We start from the raw sequence: 24,215 nt of genomic DNA, 5'->3' as shown, positions 1-24,215 counted from the left end.
TGTTACTCACCCGTCCGCCGCTAAGCATCTAGAGTGCAAGCACTCTATCAGCTCCGCTCGACTTGCATGTATTAGGCACGCCGCCAGCGTTCGTCCTGAGCCAGGATCAAACTCTCCAATAAAGTTTGTTGCTTTATCTTAGAGCGATTAGCTCATTTCGTGCTGATGAGAATGAAATTTCGAAATCATTCGATTCGAAATTCATCTCATTCAAATCTATTTAAAACTCACTCGTTGTTCAGTTTTCAAAGATCAACTTCTTAGCCCCGCTTCAACAGCAGGATTTATATCATATCATTTTGCAAGCTTCATGGCAAGTAGTATTTCTTACCATTTTATCTTGCCTCCCTGCTGATAAAAATCAGCCGGAATTAGAATGTATCATATAACTAATGTTCATTGCAAGAAGTAATTTCAACCAGTTATCTTTCAGCCCCTTCGTTTCAAGGCCGGATTTATATAATATCATATTTTGCTTCTTGCTTCAAGTTGTAATTTCTTCCAGCCTTTCGTATTTGGTTACGAAAAACGACCGGACTCAGATCATAACACGGGAGCCGAAATCAATTCTACCAGAAAATAAATCCATTTTATCGTTTTTCGTTTCTATTCATGACTCCCTTACTCCCGATCACTATACTAAAAACAAAAACAGCAGTAGGTTTATGGCAGCCGCAATATTCTCAATCCGATGCAATGAATAATATGATTTCAGAATGAGGTTAACTCCGCCCGACGCCTCCTTAATCAGATAGATCAAATCTATGGACACTATCAATATCCCAAAAGAGGTAATGAGCAGCACTAAAATATTGAGTGTGAGCTTCGTCAGTTTTCTCTACATGAAAGGCCTGCTAAATCTCAATCCTGTGATAAACCTTCCGTTTTCCACAAAAGAGCTAAAACCGCCCACTGTTAAGCAGTAACTTGATATTTGGCCAAGCGCTGATCCAGCTCTACTTGCATTAAATGAGCTAATTGGTTAATAAGAAACCCTGGACTATGATTCAGATCCACCTCTAATCACCCCATTAAAAACAATAGTTCGCATGCAAACTTATTTCATAGAGTTAGTATTTTACTATTTTCACCGGATTAACTCGCCTCTTTCCTTCTTAGATCGGACTTATTTCTCAATGAACTGTTTCTTCACATTAAAAAGTCTTGGGAACAAAATGTTGTTCTCCAAATGGATATGCTCAAATAAATCCGACTCTAGTTCCTTCAGCTTCGTATACGTCAACTCAAAAGTGCCGCATACGCCATCAGGAATTGCATAATCCCCAGTTACCTTTCTTAGTTCCTTAAGGATATCCCCCGCCCCTGCGTGCTCGTCCTCTAATTCTTGAATAACAGCAATCGCTTTATCCAGGTCAGCTGCAGCGCCGCTAGCTAGATACTCGCGAATCGCCGGATATTGAATCGTTTCCTCTTTGATCAGGTGTTCATCCAGCTCCATTTTAATCGTGTGAAACAGCTTATATACTTTGGATAACTCCGGATGGGTGGCTCCATGTACCTTCAGGATCGTTGTTGTAAGCTGGCTCAATTTCGGTAAGTTCTCGTACAGATAGCCGTGATGTCTATGGATGATGAATTCCACGAGCTCCGCTAGCGGAGCGTCAACCCAGCTTTTTTCCACCGCAGCAAATTGGCCTTGTACCACTTCAAAATGCTCGTTTAGCTTAGATAGTACCTCGGTTTCATCAAGTCCCTGCTTCATAATTGCTTCTATTAATGGCTTATCTCCCCCGCAGCAGAAATCAATTTGATATGCTTTGAAAATTTCTCCCGCACCGGGAAATTTAGCCACGATATCTCCGACTTTTTGGTCGCTTGTGAAAGTAAATCTTCCCATGATCTAAATCCTCCTTTGATGTTTGGCTCATGGGCTTATTATATGTAGGTTTCAATCAGACAACCTTGATCTATATCAAGTTATTTTGAAAAACGAAGTTATGGCTTGACCTTATGCAGTTCAATGTGACATTTCTAGTATTCCGTTGGAATAAAGTGGATCAATATGGTGATTAAGGAGGCGAAAAATATGGCCAATTATAACGGCTGTGTGCGGTCTGAAACGATGCAACTAAATACGTGGGTTCAAGTGATCACACCCGATGGAACGAAAAAAGGAGACCCGCCCTACAAAGTCATTTACATGCTCCATGGAACGACGGGAAACAGTATGGATTGGGTACGGTATACCCGGCTTCCGCTTTATGCCTGCGAGTACAATGTGGTATTCGTTGTTCCTGAAATCGCAAATACATGGTGTAGGAATATCCCGGACCGGGGAAACTTCTATAATTACATCGTTGACGAGCTGCCCGATTTGATCGGTGGAATGTTTAACATTTCAGATCGGCGAGAAGATGTGGCGATTATGGGTAATTCTTCAGGTGCCTATAGTGCAATGAAATGTGCTTTGTCCAGACCCGAGCAATTCGGATTATGTGCGGCATTCTCTACCGCAGGGGTTCAAATGGACGAGTATTTAAACCTGCTTCGCCTTCAAAAGCCGGAAGACATGGAAAATCCCCACATGAGATCCGTGTTTGGTCCAAATCTTGAATATACCGACGAAGATGTACTGCTGAAATTAGCCAAAAGGGCCAGTTCAAACAGACAAAAACCTCAAATATTCATGTCCATCGGCAAACAGGATTTCTTGTACGATGCAAACGAAGCCTTTAGTCAGGAAATGGAACATCTGTCTTTCGATTACACCTATGAAGCTTGGGATGGAGGCCATGATTGGTACTTCTGGGATCAGTCGCTAAACAGAGTGCTGCAGAAATACTACCAAAAACATCAATAAAATTTTGATGCCCCCTCAACAGCTCTACCATATAAAAAAAGAACTGCTGGAATGCTCTCACCGCCAAAGCTTCAGCGTTCATTCACTTGCCATATACGACAAGTGAATGAACCTCGCTTTGACCTCCCTTACTTAATCCATTTAGCTAATTAAATAATCTGGCCCCGATCCATCAAAAAAAGCTGATGCTGCGGGAGCATCGACTATGTATATAAAAAAGGTACTATTCGTCATCGCTTCGGATGAGCTGTGCGAAACTACCGTTTACTTGCTCCGCCAGCAGCTGCGGTGAAAGCTCCATTTGCAGCCCGATTTTGCCGGCGCTGACAATGATCTTGTCCAGTACTTCAGCACTGCTGTCAATAAAGGTCGGATACAGCTTTTTCATGCCAACGGGGGAACAGCCTCCGCGGATGTAGCCGGTATGCTTCGTGAGATCTTTCAGCGGCAGCATCTCAATTTTTTTGACATCGGCCGCCCTAGCCGCTTTTTTCAAATCCAGTTCCTCGGCAACGGGAATGACGAACACAAAAATGGAATTTCCATGATGGGCAACCAGCGTTTTAAAAACCTGCTCGGGCGCCTTGCCGATCTTTTCCGCGACAGCGGTGCCGTGAATCTGTCCGTCCTCCGAATCATATGTCAAAATGCCGTACGGCGTCTTAGACTTATCGAGCAATCTCATGGCATTGGTCTTGACTTCAGACATATCTTCCTATCTCCTGTCCATTTTTTTATTCTACATATATTATAAAGCATCTCTCGTAAATCGAAGTAATGAAAAATCCCATCATAAATAGTAAAATAACACCAACACTTACAAATGGATAAAGATCGGAGAAAAAAACATGGCAGAACCGATGAAACATATGTATAACGAGGCTTTTTTAATCAGCTTCGGAGACAAAGTACGTTCCGTGTATCCCCATTTCGATACGAAACGGTTTGTGAGGGAAACGATGGACGAAACTTGGGAAAAACTTGAACTAAAAGGCCGAATGCGAAAAATTACGATTACGCTTGGACGTCATCTTCCTGCCGCCTTTGATGAGGCACTAGCTGTCTTATATGCGATCGACGAGTCCTGTGTCGGGTTCCCATACCTTTTCTTTCCGGACTTTGTAGAAGTCTTCGGTACCGATGAAGAGCATTGGTCTCTGGCGATGGAGGCCCTAGAACGGTTTACGCCAAAATCGTCAGCCGAATTTGCCGTGCGTCCTTTCCTGCTGCGTAATCCGGAGCGAATGATGCTGCAGATGCTGGAATGGTCTCAGCACACTAATGAGCATGTAAGGCGCTTGGCCAGCGAAGGCTGTCGACCGCGCCTCCCTTGGGGCCACTCCCTGCCCATGTTTAAACGCGATCCTTCTCCAATTCTAACGGTACTCGAACAACTTAAGGCGGACCCTTCCCTATATGTTCGAAAAAGTGTCGCAAACAACTTGAATGATATTGCCAAAGATCATGCTGAGCTGGTCCTGGATATCGCAAGACGTTGGAAAGGAAATGACCCTCATACCGATTGGATTATCCGCCACGGATGCCGCGGTTTGATTCGACAAGGAGGTTCTGAAGTATTAGCATTATTCGGCTACTCCTCCACAAGCGAGGACACCCCGCTGGTAACTTTCGCTGCCATTTCTGCAAACGATCACGAGGTTACCATTGGGGATGACTGTGAAATCCGCTATGAGCTCACCGTCCGCGAAGGTGATCCGGTGCGGCTTCGAATGGAATACGGCATCGATTTTATAAAAGCCAACGGACGCGCCTCACGCAAGCTGTTTCTACTTACGGACAAAACCGTGCCAGGCAGTTCTAAGCTATCCGGGTCTCGCCGACACAGCTGGGCCGATTTGACGACCCGCCGCCATTACCCTGGCGAACACCGCATCACGCTGCTGGTGAACGGAGTCGAGGCAGCTCGTACACTGCTGATGGTAAATGCCCAGTCTATTGAAAACTAGCCATAGGCATAACGTTTAAGCCGATTTTACCCGGCTTCCCTGTCCAAAGCTATTATCAGTTGAACTCAGATGAATCCTCAATTAGCGATTTGCCGATTTTGGTCAAATGTATCCCCATGATCTCACCGGCCCTCCGGCTATCCCGTTCCTTGATCGCTTCCAGCATTTGCTGATGCTCCTGGAACAGCCGCAGGGCCGAATCCTTCTCGCTGAACAGCCATAGGCTCCGGCTCTCTCGAATTGTGCGCATCATTAAGGCGGATATGCTTTCCATCATCTGCCGCAACATCGGGTTTTGCGACGCTTTCGCAATCGCCAGATGGAAATTCACATCATAGACCTGGCTGATCTCCTCATTGCCAATCGTCTCCTCCATATGCCTTACAATATCTGAAAGCTCGTCCAAATCAGTTTCTGTACGATGCTCGGCAGCCAGCTCGATACTGCCAATCTCAAGTATTTTACGAACTTGAAGGAGCTGGACCAATTCCTGACGGTTTGCTATTTTTCGGGTTTCCACCGACTCGAGGGCTTGCGTCCGGACATAGGTGCCCCCACCCTGCTTCGTTTCAATCAAGCCGCGGGCTTTCAGTTGACTGATCGCTTCGCGTACCGTCGATCGGCCTACCCTGAACCGTTTGGCCATATTTTCAATGGTATCCAGCTTCTCGCCGGGCTTGACGCCTCCACTTATGATAATCCGCTCTAATTCCTCCGCAATGATCTCTACGTTTTTTTTGCCTAAATCCATCGGCGCTCCCTCTCTATATACAGCACAAAATTATAATAAATACTATATAACACTCTATACAATGTGAACAAATTGTGATAGAGTTTATCTCAAATTCATCTGATGACCTGCTTAATTGACAAAATTATTATAACATGCATTGGAGGGAATGAAAGTTGATCACGCCGGAAATTAAACAGCAGCTTGTGTCCGTCGTCGGCGCTCCGTGGTTTTTGGATAGTCCTAACGAACTTTATGCATACTCCTATGATGCCACTCCCATGTATCAATCGTTTCCGGACGCTGTTATCATGCCTGGTTCAACAAGCGAGGTATCGGCCGTCCTTAAAATAGCCAACGAACATCGGATTCCGATCATTCCGCGAGGCTCTGGCACAAACCTTGCGGCGAGCACTATTCCGATTCAAGGCGGTATTGTGCTGAATATGAACCGATTCAATCAGATTCATGAAATCGACGTGCAAAATTTAACCACTACAGTTGGCCCCGGTGTCATTACAGCAAACCTGCATCAGGCCGTGGAAGCGCTAGGGTTGTTTTATCCGCCCGATCCAGGGAGCATGAGGATTTCTACGATTGGCGGCAATATGTCACAAGGTGCTGGCGGTATGCGCGGCCTGAAATATGGTGTCACGAAGGACTACATTATGGGGCTCGAATATGTGCTGCCCTCGGGTGAGATTTTACGCTGCGGGGGCAAAAACATGAAAGATGTAGCCGGCTACGACATGACGCGTCTCTTGGTCGGTTCCGAAGGCACGCTCGCCGTCATCACGGAAATCACGCTTAAGCTTCTGCCTTTGCCGGAAACCAAACGCACACTGGTCGCTTTTTACAACAACCTGGTTGATGCCGCTAAAACAGTCGAAAAAGTAATTTCCTCCAAGATCATTCCAGCTACCGTAGAGTTTATGGATCAAGGCACCATGAAAGTCGTCGATGAGTATGCCAAGCTCGGATTGCCGCTTGAAATGAAGTCAATGCTGTTGATCGAGCAGGACGGATCAGAGGAGCTAGTTGTACGCGACATTGAAAAAATTGCCGAGATTGCTAAAGAACAAGGCGCAGCTCGAGTTGAAGTCGCACAAACCCTTGAAGAAGGTGCCAAGCTGCTTACCGCAAGACGCGCCGCCCTATCCGCGCTTTCGCGACTCAAGCCTACCACCATTATGGAAGACGCTACGGTTCCCCGTTCCCGCCTGGCCGACATCGTTAGCGAGGTAGAACGGGTTGCTGAAAAATACGGGTTGCAAATCTGTACGTTTGGCCACGCGGGTGATGGAAATCTTCATCCCACCTGTATGACCGACGAACGAAATAAAGAGGAAATTGAGCGCGTGGAAAAAGCATTCGAGGAAATTTTTCATGCCTCCATCCGTCTTGGCGGCACGATCACCGGCGAACATGGCGTCGGCATCGCCAAAATGAATTACTTACATCTGAAGGTAGGCGAGTTCGGGATTGAGCTGATGAAACGAATCAAGCAGGCCTTTGACCCTAACGGGATTATGAATCCGGGCAAAATTTTTGCCGGTTCCGAGCGCCGGAGATTGGTGGTAAAACGATGAGTACCGACCTTAAAACGTCCCCCGCTCCTTCATGCGCCACGATGGGATCGCTTACAACGGAGAATGGCTTACTACAGAAGTTTGATATGGATGAAATTATGAACTGTATGCACTGCGGTTTTTGCCTGCCTACCTGCCCTACCTACGTGCAGACTGGACTTGAAACATTTAGTCCCAGAGGACGCATCGCTTTAATGAAAGGTGTGGCAAATGGGCAACTACCGATCGATGACGAGTTTGAGAAAAATATGAACGCCTGCCTCGGCTGCCGTGCCTGCGAAACCGCCTGCCCCGCGGGAGTTCCTTATGGCGGTTTACTTGAAACGGCCCGTGAGGTTGCGCAGGACCACAAGAAAACGATAGAAAAGCCTTCTCGGATTCGAAATCTTGTGTTCAAGCATATTTTCCCTCACCCGAAACGAGTGAAGCGGCTAGGCTCCTTACTTTGGACGGCACAAGCGCTTGGACTGCAATCTTTTGCAGATCGGACAGGATTAATTCGGATTCTCCCCCGGGAGATGGCCGAGATGCAAAAGTCGATAGACAAGGTAGCTTCTCCAAGAAAGCGGAAAACACGGCCGCATATCATGAAAGCAGAAGGTCAAAAACGTTTGACAGTAGGTCTGTTTACCGGCTGCATTATGGATATTTTGTTCTACGAAACGAACCAAGCTACGGCTCGCCTGCTCACGAAAGCTGGCTGCGACGTCGTGTTTGTTGAAGATCAAGGATGCTGCGGGGCCATGCATGCGCATTCCGGGGAAATGAGCGGGGCCAAAGAGCTGGCAAAGCGGAATATTGAAGCCTTTGAACGGGCTAACGTTGACTTTATCGTCAACAACGCCGGGGGCTGTGGAGCAGCCTTAAAGGAGTACGACCACTGGTTCCACGGCGATCCAGTTTGGGAAGAACAAGCAGCGCGTTTTGTAGCAAAAAACCGTGATGCCAATGAGATTTTGGCAGAGCTCCCTCCACTCACCTTCAGCAAATCGCTGCCGGTAAAGGTAACCTATCAGGACTCTTGCCATCTTGCGCATGGCCAAGGCGTACGCAATCAGCCACGTCAGCTGCTTCGCAGTATTCCCGGGCTTGAGCTGGTTGAAATGAAGCACCCCGACAGCTGCTGCGGATCCGCCGGAACATACAATCTTACGAACTTTGATATGTCGATGCAGATCCTGGACGGGAAAATGGAACAGGTCAAAGAGACAAAAACCTGCATGATCGTCACCTCCAATCCCGGGTGCCTGCTGCAAATGAAGCAAGGGATTGTTCGTGCCGGGCTACAGGAGCAGATGGAAGCCGTGCATATTATGGACCTGCTGGATCGGGCACTGTAGGTGGCTGGTTCGAGCAAAATACTCCTTGCTTAGCCCTTCGTAAGCCTTTGGTAGTTCGTCTTTCGAGACGGCTGCCGGAGGCTTTTTTTGCATCATTTGTAATATTTCGTTCAAAACTGTATGTCCACTTCAATGCTATAATTAGGATAGGAAATTCATGCCAAATTGAAAAGGAGACTATTGGACATGAAGAAGCTTTACTACACCGCTTTTTTCTATGCCATTTTGGGCTTATTGTCTGGATTGTTTTATCGAGAGATCACCAAGCAAAACCACTTTACGGGAAATACCGTGCTAGCCGATGTTCATACGCACCTCCTGGTACTTGGATTTATGTTCTTTTTAATTACCCTTATTTTGTGCAAGCAGTTCGGACTTCACGAAATCAAATCCTTTGGTGCATGGTACCTGGTGTATAATCTGGGCCTGCTGATTACGATCGGAGCTATGGCGACGCGAGGCATGCTGCAAATCAACGGGGGCGACATCAGCTTCCTGCCGGATATCGCCGGCCTCGGCCACGGAATCCTCAGCATTGGTTTCGTCTGGCTGCTCGTCATGCTGGGGCAAAAAATGAATCCGGAGAAAACAGCTTATCAGGATTAGCCAAAATGGTTTAACATAATTAAAAAATGGCGGTTCGCAAATGAGATTGCGCCCGCCATTTTTTACAATCAACCCTGGAGCAATTGATCCTGCTGCAAAAATTTATACGTTTTGCCGCCCGCTACTGTGACTTCCACTGGATAAAAATGGGCATTTTTATGGTTAGAAAAAAACCATTCCCGATCTTTCCGCACGACAATCATCAATCCGTACTCATCCCCCACCGGGCTAAAATCCTCATCTATTTCTCTCCAATTAGGCAGTCCCGAATCATGTAGCTTGTTGACCATAGAAATGACCTCAGTAGCTACGATGCCAACTTCACTGACACCTATTATGTCCTGAACAGTGAAGGAATGCCCCGTTGCGCAGGGCAAATTATGTCTAGCAATCAGCTCTACGATATTACCGGACGGATCTTCAAAGTAAACAGAGTGGGCATTCCAAGAAGTGAAATAGACCTCGTCATCCCCATCCTCTTGGATCAAAGGTGTTTTGGAGACTGCCCACGACTTCGCCTCAACAAATTTGTTCTCAGGCACGTTAAACGCAAAATGATAATTGGGCTCTTGACCCTGGCTGGCCGATGTAAAGGTCAATGCAGTATTGCCAGCTTGAATAGTAAAATAGTCGTCTCCTCTTCCCACTGGCTCAAACCCCAGCGTATCGGTATAAAAAAGCCGCATTTCCGGCAGTTTCCCTGTCAATAACGTAACTCGCTCAAATATCATCAGATTTAAGCTCCTTTCCCTTTTTACCTACCGATAGTCCCTCTTCTGTTCTACTTCGAGAACCTCTTCTAGTTTTTTCGCTCCATTCCCATTCCCCTTTGAGTTACTCCTTCCCTTCTTCCTCTAGTTACGCTTGTGACATGCTTGAATTCACACCATTACTGCGTGCGAGGTTGCCAGAAAAAGAGTATGACGAGCCCGGATGCTCGAAACGTATTCTATCTTATATCTTAAAAAAAGGAATTGGCGGTGTAAACCAATCCAGAAGCATATTACAATATCTTTATGAAAGCTTCATCAAAAGCGACTTGGCGCATGTTCGCCCTCGTTTGGGTTATCCTAAATTTCATAAAATAAAAGCACATCTTACTAAAGTGAGGACCTTATGAACTTATCAGCACTATCTAATGCTATTGACACGTTAAATTTGAAAAGCTGCTTAATAAGCCGGAACGGTCAACTTGTATTTGAGCACTATCGAAATCGTCAATCCGCCGGCCAAATCGCAAAAATTAATTCCTGTACGAAAAGCTTTCTATCTGCGCTAATCTGCATAGGGATAGATCATGGATTAGTAGCGGCGCCAGAAACAAGCTTAAGTGAGTTCTACCCCCAGCTTACTTCAGATCAGGACCCGCGCAAGCAGGAGATCACTTTGGCTCATCTATTAACGATGTCAGCTGGCTTTAACTGGTCGGAGTTTGGCGGTCACAATTCTTTTCCACGAATGACGAGATCCCCCGATTGGGTTCAATTCGTGCTGGAACAACCGATGTCGGACCGCCCCGGTGACAGGATGGAATACAACTCAGGAGCTTCCCAGCTGCTATCTGCCATCCTCATGCAAAGTACGGGGATGAGCACGGCAAAGTTTGCTGAGATTCATTTGTTTGGCCCCCTGGGTATCGAAGATTATAAATGGGAGCAGGACCCGCAGGGCGTTCATACAGGGGGATTTGGCTTATGGCTGCGACCCGCCGACATGCTAAAATTCGGCCTTCTTTATTTACAGCAAGGGAATTGGGAAAACAAGCAGCTAATCTCCCAGGAACTATTGAAGCGATCTGTTCAGCCCATGCTTGATGTGGAGGCACCAAATCGAGGCTGTTATGCTTGGCATTGGTGGACAGATACCTATCTTGCCCCGGACGAGCTATCTGCGGCCTCATTTGACTTCTATTACGCTCGCGGTTATGGTGGACAGTTTATATATATTCTCCCGAGCCTAGATACGGTCGTTGTTATTACGGATGATAAGCGTAAAAAGGATCGTTCGCCGTCAGACGTTTTTCGTGAGTTCATCATTCCATATATCCTATAAGGATGTGGATTTACTGCAGTTTTTTCTCTTCAGTAAACTTTCAGCCTCTCCTCAGCCGTGATTAAGTCTCCCCATGGATAATAGGGACATAAATCACATTACTTACGATTGGGAGATGGATCATGAATAAGAAGAAACTACCTTATGTGAAGCTGATCTTGGACATCTTAATGGGGACAACCTTTGCTCTGCTGTTCAACAAAATGGTACTCGGTGGGCTCACTTTTCACGAAATCGCCGGAACTGCTATCGGTTTTGCTGTGCTGGCGCACGTTTTATTGAATGTAAATTACGTCAAAAAAATAACGCTGCGGCTGTTTGACAAGTCCCTACCAGGCAAAACTAGACTGGGCTATGCTCTAAATGTCCTGCTGCTGTTATCTATGATATTTATCCTGTTCAGCGGATTCGTCATATCCCGAGTACTTTTCCCTAATTTCCAATTTGGCAACGAACGCTGGTTTAAGGTTTCCCATATGGCGGTATCCTACTTTACCCTAGTGTTGATTGGGATTCATATTGGCCTTCATTGGTCATGGGTCATAAATGTTGTGAAAAAGGGACTTCATTTCAACATGTCCAAGGTCCGTTCCAAGGTCATATGGACTAGTGCTGCAATTGTCGTATTGCTGTTTGGCGGGTATCAAATCTATACCACCCAATTTCTGAGCAAACTGCAAATGGTGGAAGGCATGTTCAGCAGTTCCTCCATACAAGCGGGGCACGAGGAAGGTTCACGGCCCGGGTTTGGGCAAAAGCCGTCCAAACCACAAGGAATGGAGCCACGCGGTGAGAAGTTCCAAGGCGGCGATTTCCATGGAGAAGGGGCTCGCGGCGGCCATACATCAGCAAGTGCAGCAAACGTACTGCTTGAAAACTTTGGCGTGATGGCTGTGTTTGCAGGTGCTACCTACTACTTAGATAAATGGCTGCTCCTCCGAAGAAAAAGAGGGACGAGAGTGTCAATAGCCTCTTGAGGCAAATCGTCCTAAAAAAGCGCAAGTGTAAGAGAAAAATTCCTCCACACTTGCGCTTTTTACTCATATTTTTGTTATCACTTCAACTGACTCCAGGCGATCATCGCCGCACCATTAGCGGCATCTTTCCGGGGAAGGCAGCAGGTGATTTTAGGATATATCTTTTTAAGCATTTGCTCAAAATGAGTTCGTATTAAAACATTGCGGAGCAGCACGCTTCCCGCCATCGCGAGCTCACCCTCCTGTAAGGCTAGTCTTTCGACTACAGGCACCGCGAGCTCAACTAAGGCCTGTGCGCTATGCTGCACAATTGCCAGAGCTGCTGCATCTCTTAACTCACAGGCCTGTGAGAGGATTGGAGCAAGTGCGGCAATATCCTTTTTGTTGGTGTTCTTGTCATACACAAACTTGATGATTTCCTGCACACTGTTAACCTGAAGCTGTTCAAAAACCATGGCCGTAATCGCTGTAGGAGCGATTCGTCCGTCCTCTGCCCGAACAACGGCACTCAGCAGGTCACGTCCAATGCTGTAGCCGCTGCCTTCATCATCGATGAGATAGCCGAACCCGCCAGTTCGATGCGTTTGACCATTTATGTTCTGCCCGTAGCAAATCGAGCCGGTTCCGGCGATGAGAATCATTCCGTAAGGACTGTCTAATGCCCCGAAGAGCGCCGTCACATGATCGCCGGTAATGGTTAGGCCGCCAGCATATCCGGTTTCCCTGATGATCGTCTCCAGTCGTCCCGATACATCCGGGTTGCTGACACCCGCCGCGCCGATGCAAATCTGCGCGCAGTAATTCAATCCCCCGCATACCTCGGCAATCTTTATCATCATCTCATGCAGGCTGCTCCGGATCGAGTCTTCGTTTTGGCCGTTAAAATTGATGGCCCCAGAAGTAAAGGAATGTGCTACTGTTCCGCTCTCATCCGCAACGATGACGGCTGTTTTTGTTCCGCCTCCGTCGAGTCCGGCAACATATCTCTTACTCATGCTTTTTCACGTCCTTGTTCTTGTCGCTCGCCTGAACCTGTCTTTTTCTTCTGCCAGAGTGTTAATTACCGAATGCAATGCTTATTTTGCCGCTAGGCTTAACAGAACCGTTTAGGATCGAAATTATCGATTTCACCGCCAGTGGCGTGTACTCAAAGGCGGCCAATCCGCACACATCGTCCTCAAGCAATTCCAGATCATACGGACGCCCCAGCGCAACCGCAGTCACGTTAACTCCAAGCTCCTTCAACCTATGGACCAGCTTCAGTTGGCCTTGATTTTCGCGTCCGTTGTATAACCCTATCACGATGTGGGAATAGCTCTTGACCTGTTCAACAACTTCATGAATCTCGTGCTCAGCCGGATTAATGTCTATTAACAGATGAGCCGTGTTGAAGGCCTGCCCCATCGTCTCCGGGAACGAAAAGGAGTGATTGACGCTGCTCGAGGCCATATCCGAACGGTAAGGATAGCTTCCAATGAAAATTGTTCCGCGATCGCCCGTCTCCACAAGTTTTAGCTCTCCGCGCACATGGCAAATGCTTTCGAGGCTGATTTCTTCCGCCACACGGCGATGAGCGGCACAACCGACAATAGACAGGTCTCGTTCGACTTGGCTTGCGCCGGCGTATTTATTTTTATAATACATCACCTTTTCGACCGCTTCATCCACGATTTTCATCGGCAATTCTCCGGATAATACAGCCTGCTCCAGTTGATGCACCGCTTCCATCACAAGCTTAGGAGTATGGCTGACAAACACCATGTGAACGCCGGCCTTGATGGCTCCAACCGCTCCCTTTGCCGTGCCATAAAACTTCTGTATAGCTTCCATTTCCAAACAATCAGAGATAACGAGGCCAGAGTAGCCAAGCTTCTGCTTCAGCAGGTCGGTAATAATCGTTTTGGACATCGTTGCGGGAATTTGCTCCTTCTCGACCGTTGGGAACAATATGTGCGCAGTAGTGATACATTCCGCTCCGCATTCGATCGCCCGCCGGAAAGGCTTAAGCTCCAGCTCCTCAAGCTGCTCCAGTGATTTGTCGATTACAGGGAGACCCAAGTGAGAATCAACGGCGGTGTCCCCGTGGCCGGGAAAATGCTTGATAGACGCCAGCACGCCCCCCTCCTGTAATCCCCGAAGCATCTGAAGGCCGTACTCCTCTACAGTTTCAGCAGTATCGCCGTAGGAGCGGACATTAATGACCGGATTTTGCTTATTGTTGTTAATGTCGAGTACCGGCGCAAGATTGAAGTTGATGCCGAGCTCACGCAGCTCCCGTGCCGTAGTGCGGCCCGCTGCATACGCATTCTCCGGCCGCCCGGTGGACGCGATCGCCATCGCACCAGGGACATTGGTCGCTTCATCTGGAAGGCGAGTCACACGGCCCCCCTCCTGATCGATAGAGATTAACGCCGGTTGTCCGGTCTGCTCGGTGATGCGCTCCTGAAGCTCCGTGCACAAACGGCTGAGCTGGTTTACGCTTTGCACATTATGCGAGAACAAAATGATGTTCCCGATTTTATATTCAGTAATTAATCGATTCAAATCATCCGTTATCTCCGGTCCGGGAAACCCGGTGACGATCAATTGGCCAATTTTCTCTCTCAGTGAAAGCTTGTTCATTTGCGATCTCCCTCATGATAAAGATGATACTGCTGCTTGAGCTTCGCAAATGTCAAACTTTCCTCACGAAACTGCTCCAGCATTTCCGGCAAAGCGATGCTGTCTTCACGGTACAACTTGTCACCGCATAGCAAATCGATAAACGGCCGTGAGTTTTCCTTTACCGGAGGTAAATATGCGAACTTCTCGTAGCCGCGCTTAATCGTATACAAGAGTGTAATCCCGGTTTCCACCGGACGAAGCACGCGAACATCCGTAATATACAGCTGCACGCCACTGCACAGCTCTCCTTGAAACTTTGAAGTTGTCGGCTGAAAATATACCGGACGGAAGCGAACTCCGGGCAGTTTTTTTTCGTTCATTTCTTTGGCCAGCTTATCGCCATCAATAAACGGTGCCCCGATCATCTCGAACGGAAACGTCGTCCCGCGTCCCTCGGAAAGGTTAGTACCCTCGAACAAACATGTGCCACTATACAGCAGCGCCGTTTCAAAACGCGGCATGTTCAGAGATGGATGCACCCAGGTGTTCCCGGTTTCCGGAAACTGCATATGTCGTTCCCAGCCTTCGCAGCGGACGACATGCAGCTTGGCGTTCCAGCCTTTTTGCTCATTCACCATCGTCGCCAGCTCACCGACCGTAAGGCCATAACGGACACAGAGCGGATAATTGCCAACAAACGATTCAAAACCGGGCTTCAGAACATTGCCCTCCACCGTCACACCGTCCAGCGGATTAATTCGGTCAAGAATTACAAATTCTTTTCCCGCTTTGGCGCAATCCTCCAGCGCGTACAGCATCGTATAAATAAAGGTATAATAGCGAACTCCGACGTCCTGAATGTCGTATACGACCATATCTACTTGATCCAGCATCTCTTGGCTTATGCGTTTTGAGTCTTTGCGGTACAGGCTATAGACCGGAACGCCGGTTGCCGGGTCCACATAAGTTTCAATTTGCGCACCTGCCGCCTGATCACCACGCACTCCATGCTCCGGTGAAAACATGGCCGCTAGATTAAAATGTTCGTGCAATACCTGGATCGTTGAGACAAAGTCGGACGTCAGACCGGTAGGGGTCGTAATCAGGCCGATCCGTTTTCCTTTGAACAACTGAGCATTCTGCATAATTTGGTCTATTCCGTTTCGGATCAAAGCAGCTGCCTCCCTTGATGAATCGATTGATGAGTTTTACAATTCCGATTTTAGAACGCGCATCGTTTCTTCCGGTATCGTGAACGTTTCCGCGTACTCCTTACGGGCCTCAATCCCCCGTACCCTGGAAAGATGCTTGTAATACTCCAGATAAGGGAAAGAAGTACTGCCAGTAACGAACCAATGCTGGGACACCGCTTTTACCCAGAGATCATAGGCTTCCTGATTGAAATCTACATAGATGTAAGGCTTGTAATCAACAGCATCCTCCCAGTTCTCAGCATAGTACAGTCTGGAGGCGAAATGGGCGGGCAGCTCCCGCTTGAATGAACCGAGGCCGGCAAAAAAACGCGCATCATTGACGATCAGATGCGTCGTCATATGATCCTTGTGCATACTGTTTTTGAAATGAGTGACTATGACGTTCGGGCGCACTTTACGAATGACATCGCATACCCGGTAACGCATTTCTTCATTATTTGCAAGCTCTCCATCGGGAATATCGAAGACGATGGACTCACCGCCCAGCATTTCGGCAAAAGCGGCTGCTTCACGTACTTTTTGCTCGCGATACTCCGCCATATCCCGTCCGGCAGGAACGCCCCGTTCCCCCGCTGTTAGCGCTAGTGTGACGATTTTATCTCCCTTGAGCGCATGACTGGCCAGCACACCGCCGGCGGTCAGCTCCATATCCCCCACATGGCCTCCGATGGCCAAGATCGTTAATCGCTGTTCACTCATCATTCAGAACACCCTTCTCATAATCGCAAATTGTTTGACCGTTTTAAAGCCGGCCTTTTCATAAATACGCATAGCGGGGTTGGTATTTCCCGTAAACAGCGACATGTATTCTGTTCCGGCATCCCGAAAAGCCTCACACAATTTAAAAAACAGGAGACTTCCCAAACCATGTCCCTCATGCGCCGGATGCACCCCAATGCCGATGAAAAATCCCCTGCCGTTGTCCTGGCGTATCACCGGGCCCGCAAATCCGGCAGCTTTTCCTTGATGATCCGCCAGTAAGATCGGAGTGCGGCTTGCTATATATTCAGGTACCTGCTTTCTCCATAGCGGATTATCTAACCCGTCCAGCATTTCCTCCACCCCGGTATGCCGAGCTGGGTCAAACATTCCAACACGATAACCTTCCTGCGCTGCTTTTTGCTCCTTCATCCGGATGTCCTCCGGTATGGAAAAATTACCGAGTGGCAAATACATTCCGCACTCCTGGGCTCTTTCCACATAGCCTGAACGCAGCAAAAAAGCATGTAGCTTGCTGTCCACCGGTACACCGGGGGCATTGTTATGCTCATGCTTAGGTGTACCTGGGATGTACCAAGGCAGCAGCATCGGATTAAAAAACAGAAAATCCGTCTGCTTTTTACCCAAGCTTTGAAAACGCTGCTCGAGCGCCGTAAGAAGCTGCGCATAACGGTCATCGGTTTGAGCCTCCGGGTCAAGCACGATGCAGGTGATGTACCCTGCGGCGAGACCGAGGGGCAAATCATCCCCTGTACACCCGCACGCATAGCCCTTCACCCGGTCCTCCTCTATAAGAACAAATGCCGTCTTCAGGTCAAAATATGGACTTGATAAAAAGATTTCGGTAAACGTCTGCTCCGTCAGTTCTTTATACCCGTCTTGCACCGCGGATCGATTCCATAAATCTATCGTTTCGGACACATATTTGTTGTCCCATGTCACGAGCATGCCATGACACCCCCACTTATACGGAATTTTAGCAAGTCTTCTTAGTACGCAAGACTAGCAGCTATAGCTGACTTTCCCCATAACGGCTGGCTTCTGCGCTCCTGTGACACCGGGCAGATTATTCGGCTTCCTTGCGAGCGTATAGTCCGCTAGCAAAGCAAAGGCAATCGCTTCTTTAGCGTCACTGCTCTGCCCGACTTCTTCCTGGGTCAGTACCTCTACGCCCATGGGCTCCATTTCCTGTCTCAGAAAATCCATTAAAACGGGATTGTAGCCGCCCCCGCCTCCTACAATGATTCGATCAGCCGGATTGTGGACTCTAACAAAACGCCGGTAAGCATCCCCAATTGACCAGGCTGTAAGCATCGTAGTCGTCGCAACAAGGTCACAAGCTGAGAGGTCATATTCATTCTGGTACTCCATCAATCTATCCACGTAAGTAGAGCCAAACCTTTCGCGGCCGGTAGACTTCGGAAGAGGTAAGCTGTAGTAAGGCTCCTGCTGTAATTGCTTCAACAGACCAAAGTGGATACTGCCCAGCCGCGCCATTTCTCCCCCGACATCCATCTTCTTTGTCCCTTCCGTAAGGCGTTCCACCACGCCGTCGATCAGCATATTGCCGGGACCCGTATCAAATGCAAAAACCTGCTCCGCCGCACATCCGGCTGGAATCACGGTCATGTTTCCGATTCCGCCGATGTTTTGGAGCAGCAGGGTTCGTTTATCTTCCCTATAAAGTAAATATTCTGTAAATGGCACGAGCGGGGCGCCTTGCCCGCCGGCCGCCATGTCGGCCACCCGAAAGTCTGTGACACAGGTAATACCCGTTCTGGCCGCAATGACAGCGCCTTCACCAAGCTGTACTGTATAATGCAAGTTGAGCCCTTCTACCGTCTGCGTATCCGGTGCATGGTATATGGTCTGTCCATGAGAACCGATGAAGGCAATGTCTGCTTGACTTAGTCCTGCTTTGGATATGACGGACAGAGCCGCTTTAGCAAACAATTCACCGAGCCAAACATTTAAACGGCCAACCCGGTCAACCGTTGCCACCTTCGGATCAAACAGAGCGAATATCTCTTCCCTGGCTATTGCCGGATACGGAGTGTTCTCGAAAGCGATGAGCCGGACCTCAGGCTTCCCGCCCGGCTCACCGATTAACTCGATTACGGCTGCATCAATCCCATCGACGGACGTGCCGGACATTAACCCGACCGCATAACGCCTATGGATAGTTGTTGTATTGAAATCTCCACCGTGCATCAGCCCTTCACCGCTCCAACCGTTACGCCTTCCAGGAAGTACTTCTGCAAGCTAAAGAACAGGATAAACATAGGCAGTGCAGATATCGTTGCACCAGCCATCATTGGCGAGAAATACGTCGTATTGGCAAACCGGAAGTTCTTAAGACCTACTTGAATTGTCTGCATATCCATCGTGTTGGTTACCAGGAATGGCCAGAAGAACGTATTCCAGCTGTCCATAAAGGTGAGGATGGCCATAACCGCCATAACCGTTTTGGATAACGGAATGATGATCTTAACAAAGATCTGGAGCTGATTGCAGCCTTCCACCTTAGCGCATTCAATAATTTCAGTAGGAATTGAAGACATAAACTGCTTCGCCAAGAAGATATTATAGACGGTAACTAGCCCGGGAAGAATCAAGGCACCGTACGTGTTCTGAATATGAAAAACATTGACGATCAAGATGTAAAGAGGAACCTGGGTTACTTGATAAGGGATCATCATCGCGCAAAGAAGTACAGCGAACAGGATGGATCTCCCTTTAAATTTAATTTTGGAGAAAGCATAACCTGCTAAGGTAGCAAATATAACATTAAACACCATGACACTGGCTGCCACAATCAGCGAGTTGAGTAGCCAACGGTATGAATATTCGCTGTATGCAAAGAAAAATTTGTAAGAAGCTAATGTGAACTTCGTCGGCCACAGTGTATAACTCATTGCTCCAGCCTGAACGGGGTCACCAAAAGAGGAAACAATCATGAAATAAATTGGAAACAGCGTAGCAATTGCAAAGAGTAATAGTATTAGAATAATGATACCGTTACGGAAATATCTGATTTTAGGATTGCCATTATAATTGTTGTACAACGCCATGGGTTTCTCCTCCTCCCCGCTCTAGTATTCAACATCGTTGCCTAGGAATTTGAACTGGATCAAGGAAATCCCGGCAATAATCGCTGATAAGATCAAAGATTGTGCTGCTGCCTGACCGAACTCGAAGTACTTAAACGCGTTGTTAAAGATCAGTAGCCCGACCATCGTCGTCGCGTTATCCGGACCGCCACCAGTCATCAGGTAAGCGTTCTGGAACACTTGGAAGGAGCCAATCACCCCGGTTACGAGCAAGAATAAGGTTGTCGGTTTGAGGCAAGGCATAACAATGTAGCGCAATTTTTGCAGAAATGAAGCCCCGTCCAGTTCCGCAGCCTCGTAGTAGCTGCCGTCAATGCCTAGTAAGGCGGCCAGGTAAATGATAATACTTGTACCATGGCTTGAAAGCCAAGCCATTAAGACGAGGGAGAACATGGCCGTTGCACTGGAACCTAACCAGTTCTGATTGTGAATACCGAATACTGCGAGCAATTGGTTCATGATCCCTGAGGTCATCGGATCAAAGATCCACAACCAAACCACGGACAATGCCACGCCAGAAGCAACAGCAGGTAAATAGTAAACTGCCTTGAACGCCGTCTGCAGCCCTTTTCTAAGAGGTGATATCAAAATAGCTACAGCAAATGATATAAAAAGTGACACAGGCACTGTTAATAGCGTATAAACGATCGTATTTTTAATGGACTGCCAAAACAAAGAATTTTTAAAAGTTTCGGCATAATTGTCAAAGCCTACGAAGCTGGAACCCAGCGGTTTATATTCTTGGAAACTGATAATAAAGGCACTGACAACTGGGTATGCCGTAAACATCGCATAAACAACCAGTGCTACCGCGATAAACGCATAACCCCAAGCCCCGTCTCCTTTCATCTTTCGCTGCTTTGGCGCCTTTGCTAACTGAGTTTTTGCCAACTGGGCCATAATGTCCGAACTCCTTTTCTCTCAGTGTGTCACGGAATGGCTCGGATAGCCGCATGAATCAAATCGTTTCACACGACTATCCGAAAGTTTTAGAATTAGTCCTTCACAACGCCGTCTTCGCCAAACGTATTGATCGCTTCGCTCTTGACTGCTTCATACATCTCTTCCGGTGAGATTTCATTAGCCAATAGAGCCTGAAGTTTAGGAACAATTACTGCATCCTCGATCTTGATTGCCTTCGCGCCGAGTTCTACCGGAATGTCAGGACGAGCTGGGTTTGCATGGGACAGCAGCACATCTACTGCAGCTACGTTATCCGGGTTTCTATCAACTGTCATACTCTTGGCAGCTTCTTTAGCACTCTTTGTAATTTGTGCAACAAAGAGATCGTTGTTCGTCGTTGCGGCTACTTTACCACTGGCCAGGAAATATGCGGCTTTCACTACGTTAGCTTTATGTTCAGGTGTAGGATCCTTTTGTCCGCGGAATGTTACATACCCGTCAACAGCCGCACTGGACACCGGTTGTTGGCCGAGGAAAGTAGGTACCGGCAACACGATGTAGTCAACTGGAATACTGCCTGCTACAGCACTGCCGTCATTAGCCTTCAGCTTTTCATTGTTCTGTTTAGCCGAGTTTTCAAACGTTGCCAAGCCTTTACCGGTAATCATCGTTTGCCCGGTCAGGAACATGTTCCAACGCTTGCCTGCATCTACAGAGCTGAGTTCCTTCGGCATCGAGCCATCGTCGATCAGAGCTCTGATATCCTTCAACACTTCCAAAAAGTTCTTACTGGTGTAAGCATACTTCAGATCTTTCGTAAATGAAGCAGGCATGCCCGCATTTTTGATCAAAATATTCAAATAATCTTTGGCCGTTACCCCTGCTGTTGCAAATACGAATCCGTAGCGTTTCGTCTTATCGCCTTCTTTAACGACACCCTTTTTGATCGCCTCACGGAATTCATCGAAGGTCCAACCGTCTTTCTGTACTTTCTTATAGTCAATGCCGGCTTCTTCGAGGTATTGCTTGTTTCCGCCAAGAGCATGAATTTCCATATATGCCGGGAAGCCATATAGGCCTTCGCCGTTCTTCATATATTCAAGTGGAGCTGTATCAAAATCAGAGATCATTTCCGGTGTAGCTACATCTTTAATGTCCATTAGCATTTCTTGTTGAACGTATTTGGAAATGCCATCGGAGCCGATAAATGCAATATCTGGCGGGCTGCCAGCATTAACCTGAGTATCGAGCTTTTGCGTCATGTCTTCCCAGCTGGCAGGTTCGATTTTCAAGGTCAAATTTGGATAAAGAGCACTGAAATCTTTTTCCATTTGCGCAAAGTTGCTTTGGAAATTGCCAGATACCGGTGGAAGCAGGGCAGTAATCGTATCTTTCGCTTCCTTGCCCGCGGCATTACCCGCTTTGTTTGAGCCTGCCGCATTTCCGTCATTTGAGTTGCTTCCACACGCAGTCAATGTCGATAAAGACATTGCTAAAGCCAGTACAGACGCCAGTACATGCATTTTTCTCGTCATTAGAAAAGTCCTCCCCCTGGGATATACGTGCTAAACTAATTCATTTTGAGAGCGAATGGCTAACTTCAGGTTGCCTTCGCATTCATCCAGCACTTGCTCGGCTTGCTCTGCATCCATTCCGGTTTTGATCATCAGAATGGCCAGTTTGCAATTCATCGATGCCTTCTCGAGATGTTCGGCCGCCACGTCGTTGTCTACACCAGTTGCTATTTTGATAATTCGTATGGACCGGTCATATAATTTCTTGTTGCTAGCCTTTAAGTCCACCATTAAATTGTTGTACGTCTTGCCCAGTTTCACCATCGTACAGGTCGTAAGCATGTTGAGGACCAACTTCTGCGCTGTACCCGCTTTCAAACGCGTCGAACCCATAATCACTTCCGGGCCAACGACAGGAGCGATACAAATATCGCAGCAGTCCTCCAACTTGGAATTTCTGTTGTTTACGATGCCGATGGTGGTGGCCCCCAATTCAGCTGCTTTTTGCAAACCGGCGATTACAAAGCTGGCACTGCCACTCGCAGAGATTCCGATCACTGCGTCTTTGCTTGTCACGCCGATTCTTTCAATTAATGCTATCCCCTCCTCTGCACTGTCTTCATAACCCTCCACGGCTACCCTTAAAGCAATGTCTCCTCCGGCAATGTGGCCTTGAACAAGCGTCGGGTCAACGCCGAAGGTGGGCGGACATTCTGAAGCATCGAGTACTCCCAATCTTCCAGAAGTACCTGCTCCTATATAAAACATTCTTCCACCATTTTTTAGCAAATGATGTAGAATGTCCACCGCCTTCATGATCTGGGGAATTTCCGCAGCTACGGAGGCAGGAACCTTGGCATCCTCTTGGTTCAGCAAATGCAGCATCTGCTCTGTGGTGCACTCGTCAATCATTAACGTGTTCTGATTTATTCCCTCCGTTGTCAGTCCTGCAAAATAGTCTTCCATGGCTGATTCATTCTCCTCACTGGGTGGTCTTCATATCTTTAAAACCTGTTTCTTGAGTCTTATATTAAGTCAGCATACATGACATCGTCAATAGTTTTTGAAATAAAATTTTATGATGTAATATATTTTTGTTTTTTTACACCACATGTCAGAAAAAAAAGACATTGGCCATTTTCGGCCAAATGTCTTTTTAAACGAGCAAATCCAACTCTATCTCCGATGTTTACCGGCTAAAATATTGTGCGTTTTAGACAAATATTTCTTCACATTCTGATATTCTGCGCTAGCTACCCCTGCAAATAAGATGTCAATCACAGTGAGCATGGCAATTCTTGATCCCATTGCACCACTGCGCATCGTAACCTCAGGCGTAGAAATGCCAAGCAAGATATCAGCTTTATCCGCAAGCTCACTTTTGTTGTACTTGGTAATCGCTATGGTGCAGGCGTTATTCTTTCTCGCAATCTCTAGGGCCTCTAAAATTTCTAGCGTATCTCCGGAATTGGAGACAAAGATGGCTACGTTACCTTTACTAAGCAATGTAGCCGCTGTCAGCATGCTGTGTCCATCGGTATACGCATGACACATCTTGTTAATACGGGAAAACTTCTGCTCCGCATCATCACATACGATACCTGAAGCGCCGATCCCAAAGAAAATGATCCTGTCAGTCGCACGAAGCGTTTTTACGGCACGGGCAACCTCTTCCGGGTCAATAACGCTTAACGTATCTTCAATAGATTTGCAGTTGTTTCGAGAAATATTGGCAATGATCGTAGACAAATCGTCACCGGGTTGGATATCTGTATACTGATCCTTACGTTCATCATCCATCGATCCGAGTGCCGCTGAAATGCTCACGATAAAGTTGCGATACCCACTATACCCCATCGTCTTACAGAAACGTAAAACAGAGGCATCGCTGGTTTTGCTGAGCTTGGCCAAGCTTTTGATCGAGAGATGAGGAATCTCTTCCGTATTGGATAAAATGGTTTCCGCAACCATTCTTTCTACCGGGGTCAGATTCTCCTTCATATCCCGAATTTTAATAAAGATATTGTCATTAATCGCCATTTAAATTCCCTACTTACCATGTTATTTA

General features: G+C 47.4%; 22 protein-coding genes and 1 rRNA gene. 7 read left to right on the top strand and 16 right to left on the bottom strand.

Annotated elements, in window-relative coordinates:
* Window positions 1-122: ribosomal RNA gene (locus ACFQ3W_RS22735) — 16S ribosomal RNA — on the bottom strand; the annotation flags it as partial.
* A gap of 1,004 nt (window positions 123-1,126) precedes the next feature.
* Complete coding sequence (gene ric, locus ACFQ3W_RS22730) at window positions 1,127-1,858, bottom strand: iron-sulfur cluster repair di-iron protein (RefSeq protein ID WP_379321524.1); 732 nt, start codon at window positions 1,856-1,858, stop codon at window positions 1,127-1,129.
* Between the two features lie 189 nt (window positions 1,859-2,047).
* On the opposite strand from ric, the gene ACFQ3W_RS22725 reads away from it, so the two are divergent.
* Complete coding sequence (locus tag ACFQ3W_RS22725; RefSeq protein ID WP_379321523.1) at window positions 2,048-2,821, top strand: alpha/beta hydrolase; 774 nt, start codon at window positions 2,048-2,050, stop codon at window positions 2,819-2,821.
* 223 nt (window positions 2,822-3,044) lie between these two features.
* On the opposite strand, the gene ybaK is transcribed toward ACFQ3W_RS22725, so the two are convergent.
* Window positions 3,045-3,530 (bottom strand): Cys-tRNA(Pro) deacylase, encoded by a 486-nt coding sequence (gene ybaK, locus ACFQ3W_RS22720; protein ID WP_379321522.1) that lies wholly within the window; start codon window positions 3,528-3,530, stop codon window positions 3,045-3,047.
* A gap of 139 nt (window positions 3,531-3,669) precedes the next feature.
* Here ybaK and ACFQ3W_RS22715 point away from each other — a divergent pair, with 139 nt between their 5' ends.
* Window positions 3,670-4,788: a DNA alkylation repair protein gene (locus ACFQ3W_RS22715; protein ID WP_379321521.1), complete on the top strand. Its 1,119-nt coding sequence runs from the start codon at window positions 3,670-3,672 to the stop codon at window positions 4,786-4,788.
* 55 nt (window positions 4,789-4,843) lie between these two features.
* Here ACFQ3W_RS22715 and ACFQ3W_RS22710 read toward each other — a convergent pair whose 3' ends face one another.
* Window positions 4,844-5,539, bottom strand: coding sequence for a FadR/GntR family transcriptional regulator (locus tag ACFQ3W_RS22710; RefSeq protein ID WP_379321520.1), 696 nt, complete (start codon window positions 5,537-5,539; stop codon window positions 4,844-4,846).
* Between the two features lie 155 nt (window positions 5,540-5,694).
* On the opposite strand from ACFQ3W_RS22710, the gene ACFQ3W_RS22705 reads away from it, so the two are divergent.
* The 3 genes from ACFQ3W_RS22705 to ACFQ3W_RS22695 all read left to right on the top strand — a co-directional run bounded on the left by ACFQ3W_RS22705 (window position 5,695) and on the right by ACFQ3W_RS22695 (window position 9,053).
* Window positions 5,695-7,107, top strand: coding sequence for an FAD-binding oxidoreductase (locus ACFQ3W_RS22705; protein ID WP_379321519.1), 1,413 nt, complete (start codon window positions 5,695-5,697; stop codon window positions 7,105-7,107).
* Window positions 7,108-7,148: 41 nt separating this feature from the next.
* Complete coding sequence (locus tag ACFQ3W_RS22700; protein WP_379321527.1) at window positions 7,149-8,447, top strand: (Fe-S)-binding protein; 1,299 nt, start codon at window positions 7,149-7,151, stop codon at window positions 8,445-8,447.
* Window positions 8,448-8,633: 186 nt separating this feature from the next.
* Entirely contained in the window at window positions 8,634-9,053 is a 420-nt protein-coding gene (locus ACFQ3W_RS22695; protein ID WP_379321518.1) for a DUF2871 domain-containing protein, read from the top strand.
* 68 nt (window positions 9,054-9,121) lie between these two features.
* Here the strand turns inward: ACFQ3W_RS22695 and ACFQ3W_RS22690 are convergent, their stop codons facing one another.
* Window positions 9,122-9,784 carry a VOC family protein gene (locus ACFQ3W_RS22690; protein WP_379321517.1) on the bottom strand — a complete coding sequence of 221 codons (663 nt, stop codon included), beginning with the start codon at window positions 9,782-9,784 and terminating at the stop codon, window positions 9,122-9,124.
* A gap of 385 nt (window positions 9,785-10,169) precedes the next feature.
* Here ACFQ3W_RS22690 and ACFQ3W_RS22685 point away from each other — a divergent pair, with 385 nt between their 5' ends.
* Window positions 10,170-11,105: a serine hydrolase domain-containing protein gene (locus ACFQ3W_RS22685; protein WP_379321516.1), complete on the top strand. Its 936-nt coding sequence runs from the start codon at window positions 10,170-10,172 to the stop codon at window positions 11,103-11,105.
* 122 nt (window positions 11,106-11,227) lie between these two features.
* Window positions 11,228-12,082: a DUF4405 domain-containing protein gene (locus ACFQ3W_RS22680; RefSeq protein ID WP_379321515.1), complete on the top strand. Its 855-nt coding sequence runs from the start codon at window positions 11,228-11,230 to the stop codon at window positions 12,080-12,082.
* A 77-nt stretch (window positions 12,083-12,159) separates the two neighbouring features.
* On the opposite strand, the gene ACFQ3W_RS22675 is transcribed toward ACFQ3W_RS22680, so the two are convergent.
* The 11 genes from ACFQ3W_RS22675 to ACFQ3W_RS22625 form a co-directional block, all read right to left on the bottom strand.
* Window positions 12,160-13,077, bottom strand: coding sequence for an N-acetylglucosamine kinase (locus tag ACFQ3W_RS22675; RefSeq protein WP_379321514.1), 918 nt, complete (start codon window positions 13,075-13,077; stop codon window positions 12,160-12,162).
* A 61-nt stretch (window positions 13,078-13,138) separates the two neighbouring features.
* Window positions 13,139-14,704, bottom strand: a complete 1,566-nt coding sequence (gene nagZ / locus ACFQ3W_RS22670) for a beta-N-acetylhexosaminidase (protein ID WP_379321513.1) — start codon at window positions 14,702-14,704, stop codon at window positions 13,139-13,141.
* Window positions 14,701-15,858, bottom strand: coding sequence for an exo-beta-N-acetylmuramidase NamZ family protein (locus ACFQ3W_RS22665; protein WP_379321512.1), 1,158 nt, complete (start codon window positions 15,856-15,858; stop codon window positions 14,701-14,703). Before ACFQ3W_RS22665 ends, nagZ begins: the two co-directional genes overlap by 4 nt.
* Window positions 15,859-15,894: 36 nt before the next feature.
* Complete coding sequence (locus ACFQ3W_RS22660) at window positions 15,895-16,599, bottom strand: PIG-L deacetylase family protein (RefSeq protein ID WP_379321526.1); 705 nt, start codon at window positions 16,597-16,599, stop codon at window positions 15,895-15,897.
* 3 nt (window positions 16,600-16,602) lie between these two features.
* Window positions 16,603-17,568 carry a GNAT family N-acetyltransferase gene (locus ACFQ3W_RS22655; RefSeq protein ID WP_379321511.1) on the bottom strand — a complete coding sequence of 322 codons (966 nt, stop codon included), beginning with the start codon at window positions 17,566-17,568 and terminating at the stop codon, window positions 16,603-16,605.
* Between the two features lie 54 nt (window positions 17,569-17,622).
* Window positions 17,623-18,831: an anhydro-N-acetylmuramic acid kinase gene (locus ACFQ3W_RS22650; RefSeq protein WP_379321510.1), complete on the bottom strand. Its 1,209-nt coding sequence runs from the start codon at window positions 18,829-18,831 to the stop codon at window positions 17,623-17,625.
* Window positions 18,831-19,691 carry a carbohydrate ABC transporter permease gene (locus ACFQ3W_RS22645; RefSeq protein ID WP_379321509.1) on the bottom strand — a complete coding sequence of 287 codons (861 nt, stop codon included), beginning with the start codon at window positions 19,689-19,691 and terminating at the stop codon, window positions 18,831-18,833. The genes ACFQ3W_RS22650 and ACFQ3W_RS22645 overlap by 1 nt, the downstream gene beginning before the upstream one ends.
* Before the next feature lie 21 nt (window positions 19,692-19,712).
* Window positions 19,713-20,630: a carbohydrate ABC transporter permease gene (locus ACFQ3W_RS22640; protein WP_379321508.1), complete on the bottom strand. Its 918-nt coding sequence runs from the start codon at window positions 20,628-20,630 to the stop codon at window positions 19,713-19,715.
* A 95-nt stretch (window positions 20,631-20,725) separates the two neighbouring features.
* A complete protein-coding gene (locus ACFQ3W_RS22635) occupies window positions 20,726-22,168 on the bottom strand; it encodes an ABC transporter substrate-binding protein (RefSeq protein ID WP_379321507.1) in 1,443 nt (480 codons plus the stop codon).
* Window positions 22,169-22,198: 30 nt separating this feature from the next.
* Window positions 22,199-23,113: an N-acetylmuramic acid 6-phosphate etherase gene (murQ, locus tag ACFQ3W_RS22630; protein ID WP_379321506.1), complete on the bottom strand. Its 915-nt coding sequence runs from the start codon at window positions 23,111-23,113 to the stop codon at window positions 22,199-22,201.
* Window positions 23,114-23,323: 210 nt separating this feature from the next.
* The gene (locus ACFQ3W_RS22625; RefSeq protein ID WP_379321505.1) at window positions 23,324-24,187 is read right to left on the bottom strand and encodes a MurR/RpiR family transcriptional regulator; all 864 of its coding nucleotides are present in this window, start codon (window positions 24,185-24,187) and stop codon (window positions 23,324-23,326) included.
* Between the last annotated feature and the right edge of the window lie 28 nt (window positions 24,188-24,215).

The sequence above is a fragment of the Paenibacillus puldeungensis genome (genome assembly GCF_042678945.1).
Taxonomy (GTDB): domain Bacteria; phylum Bacillota; class Bacilli; order Paenibacillales; family Paenibacillaceae; genus Fontibacillus; species Fontibacillus puldeungensis.
The sequence above is the reverse complement of the archived record's forward strand: the minus strand, read 5'-3'. Positions and strand labels throughout refer to the sequence as shown.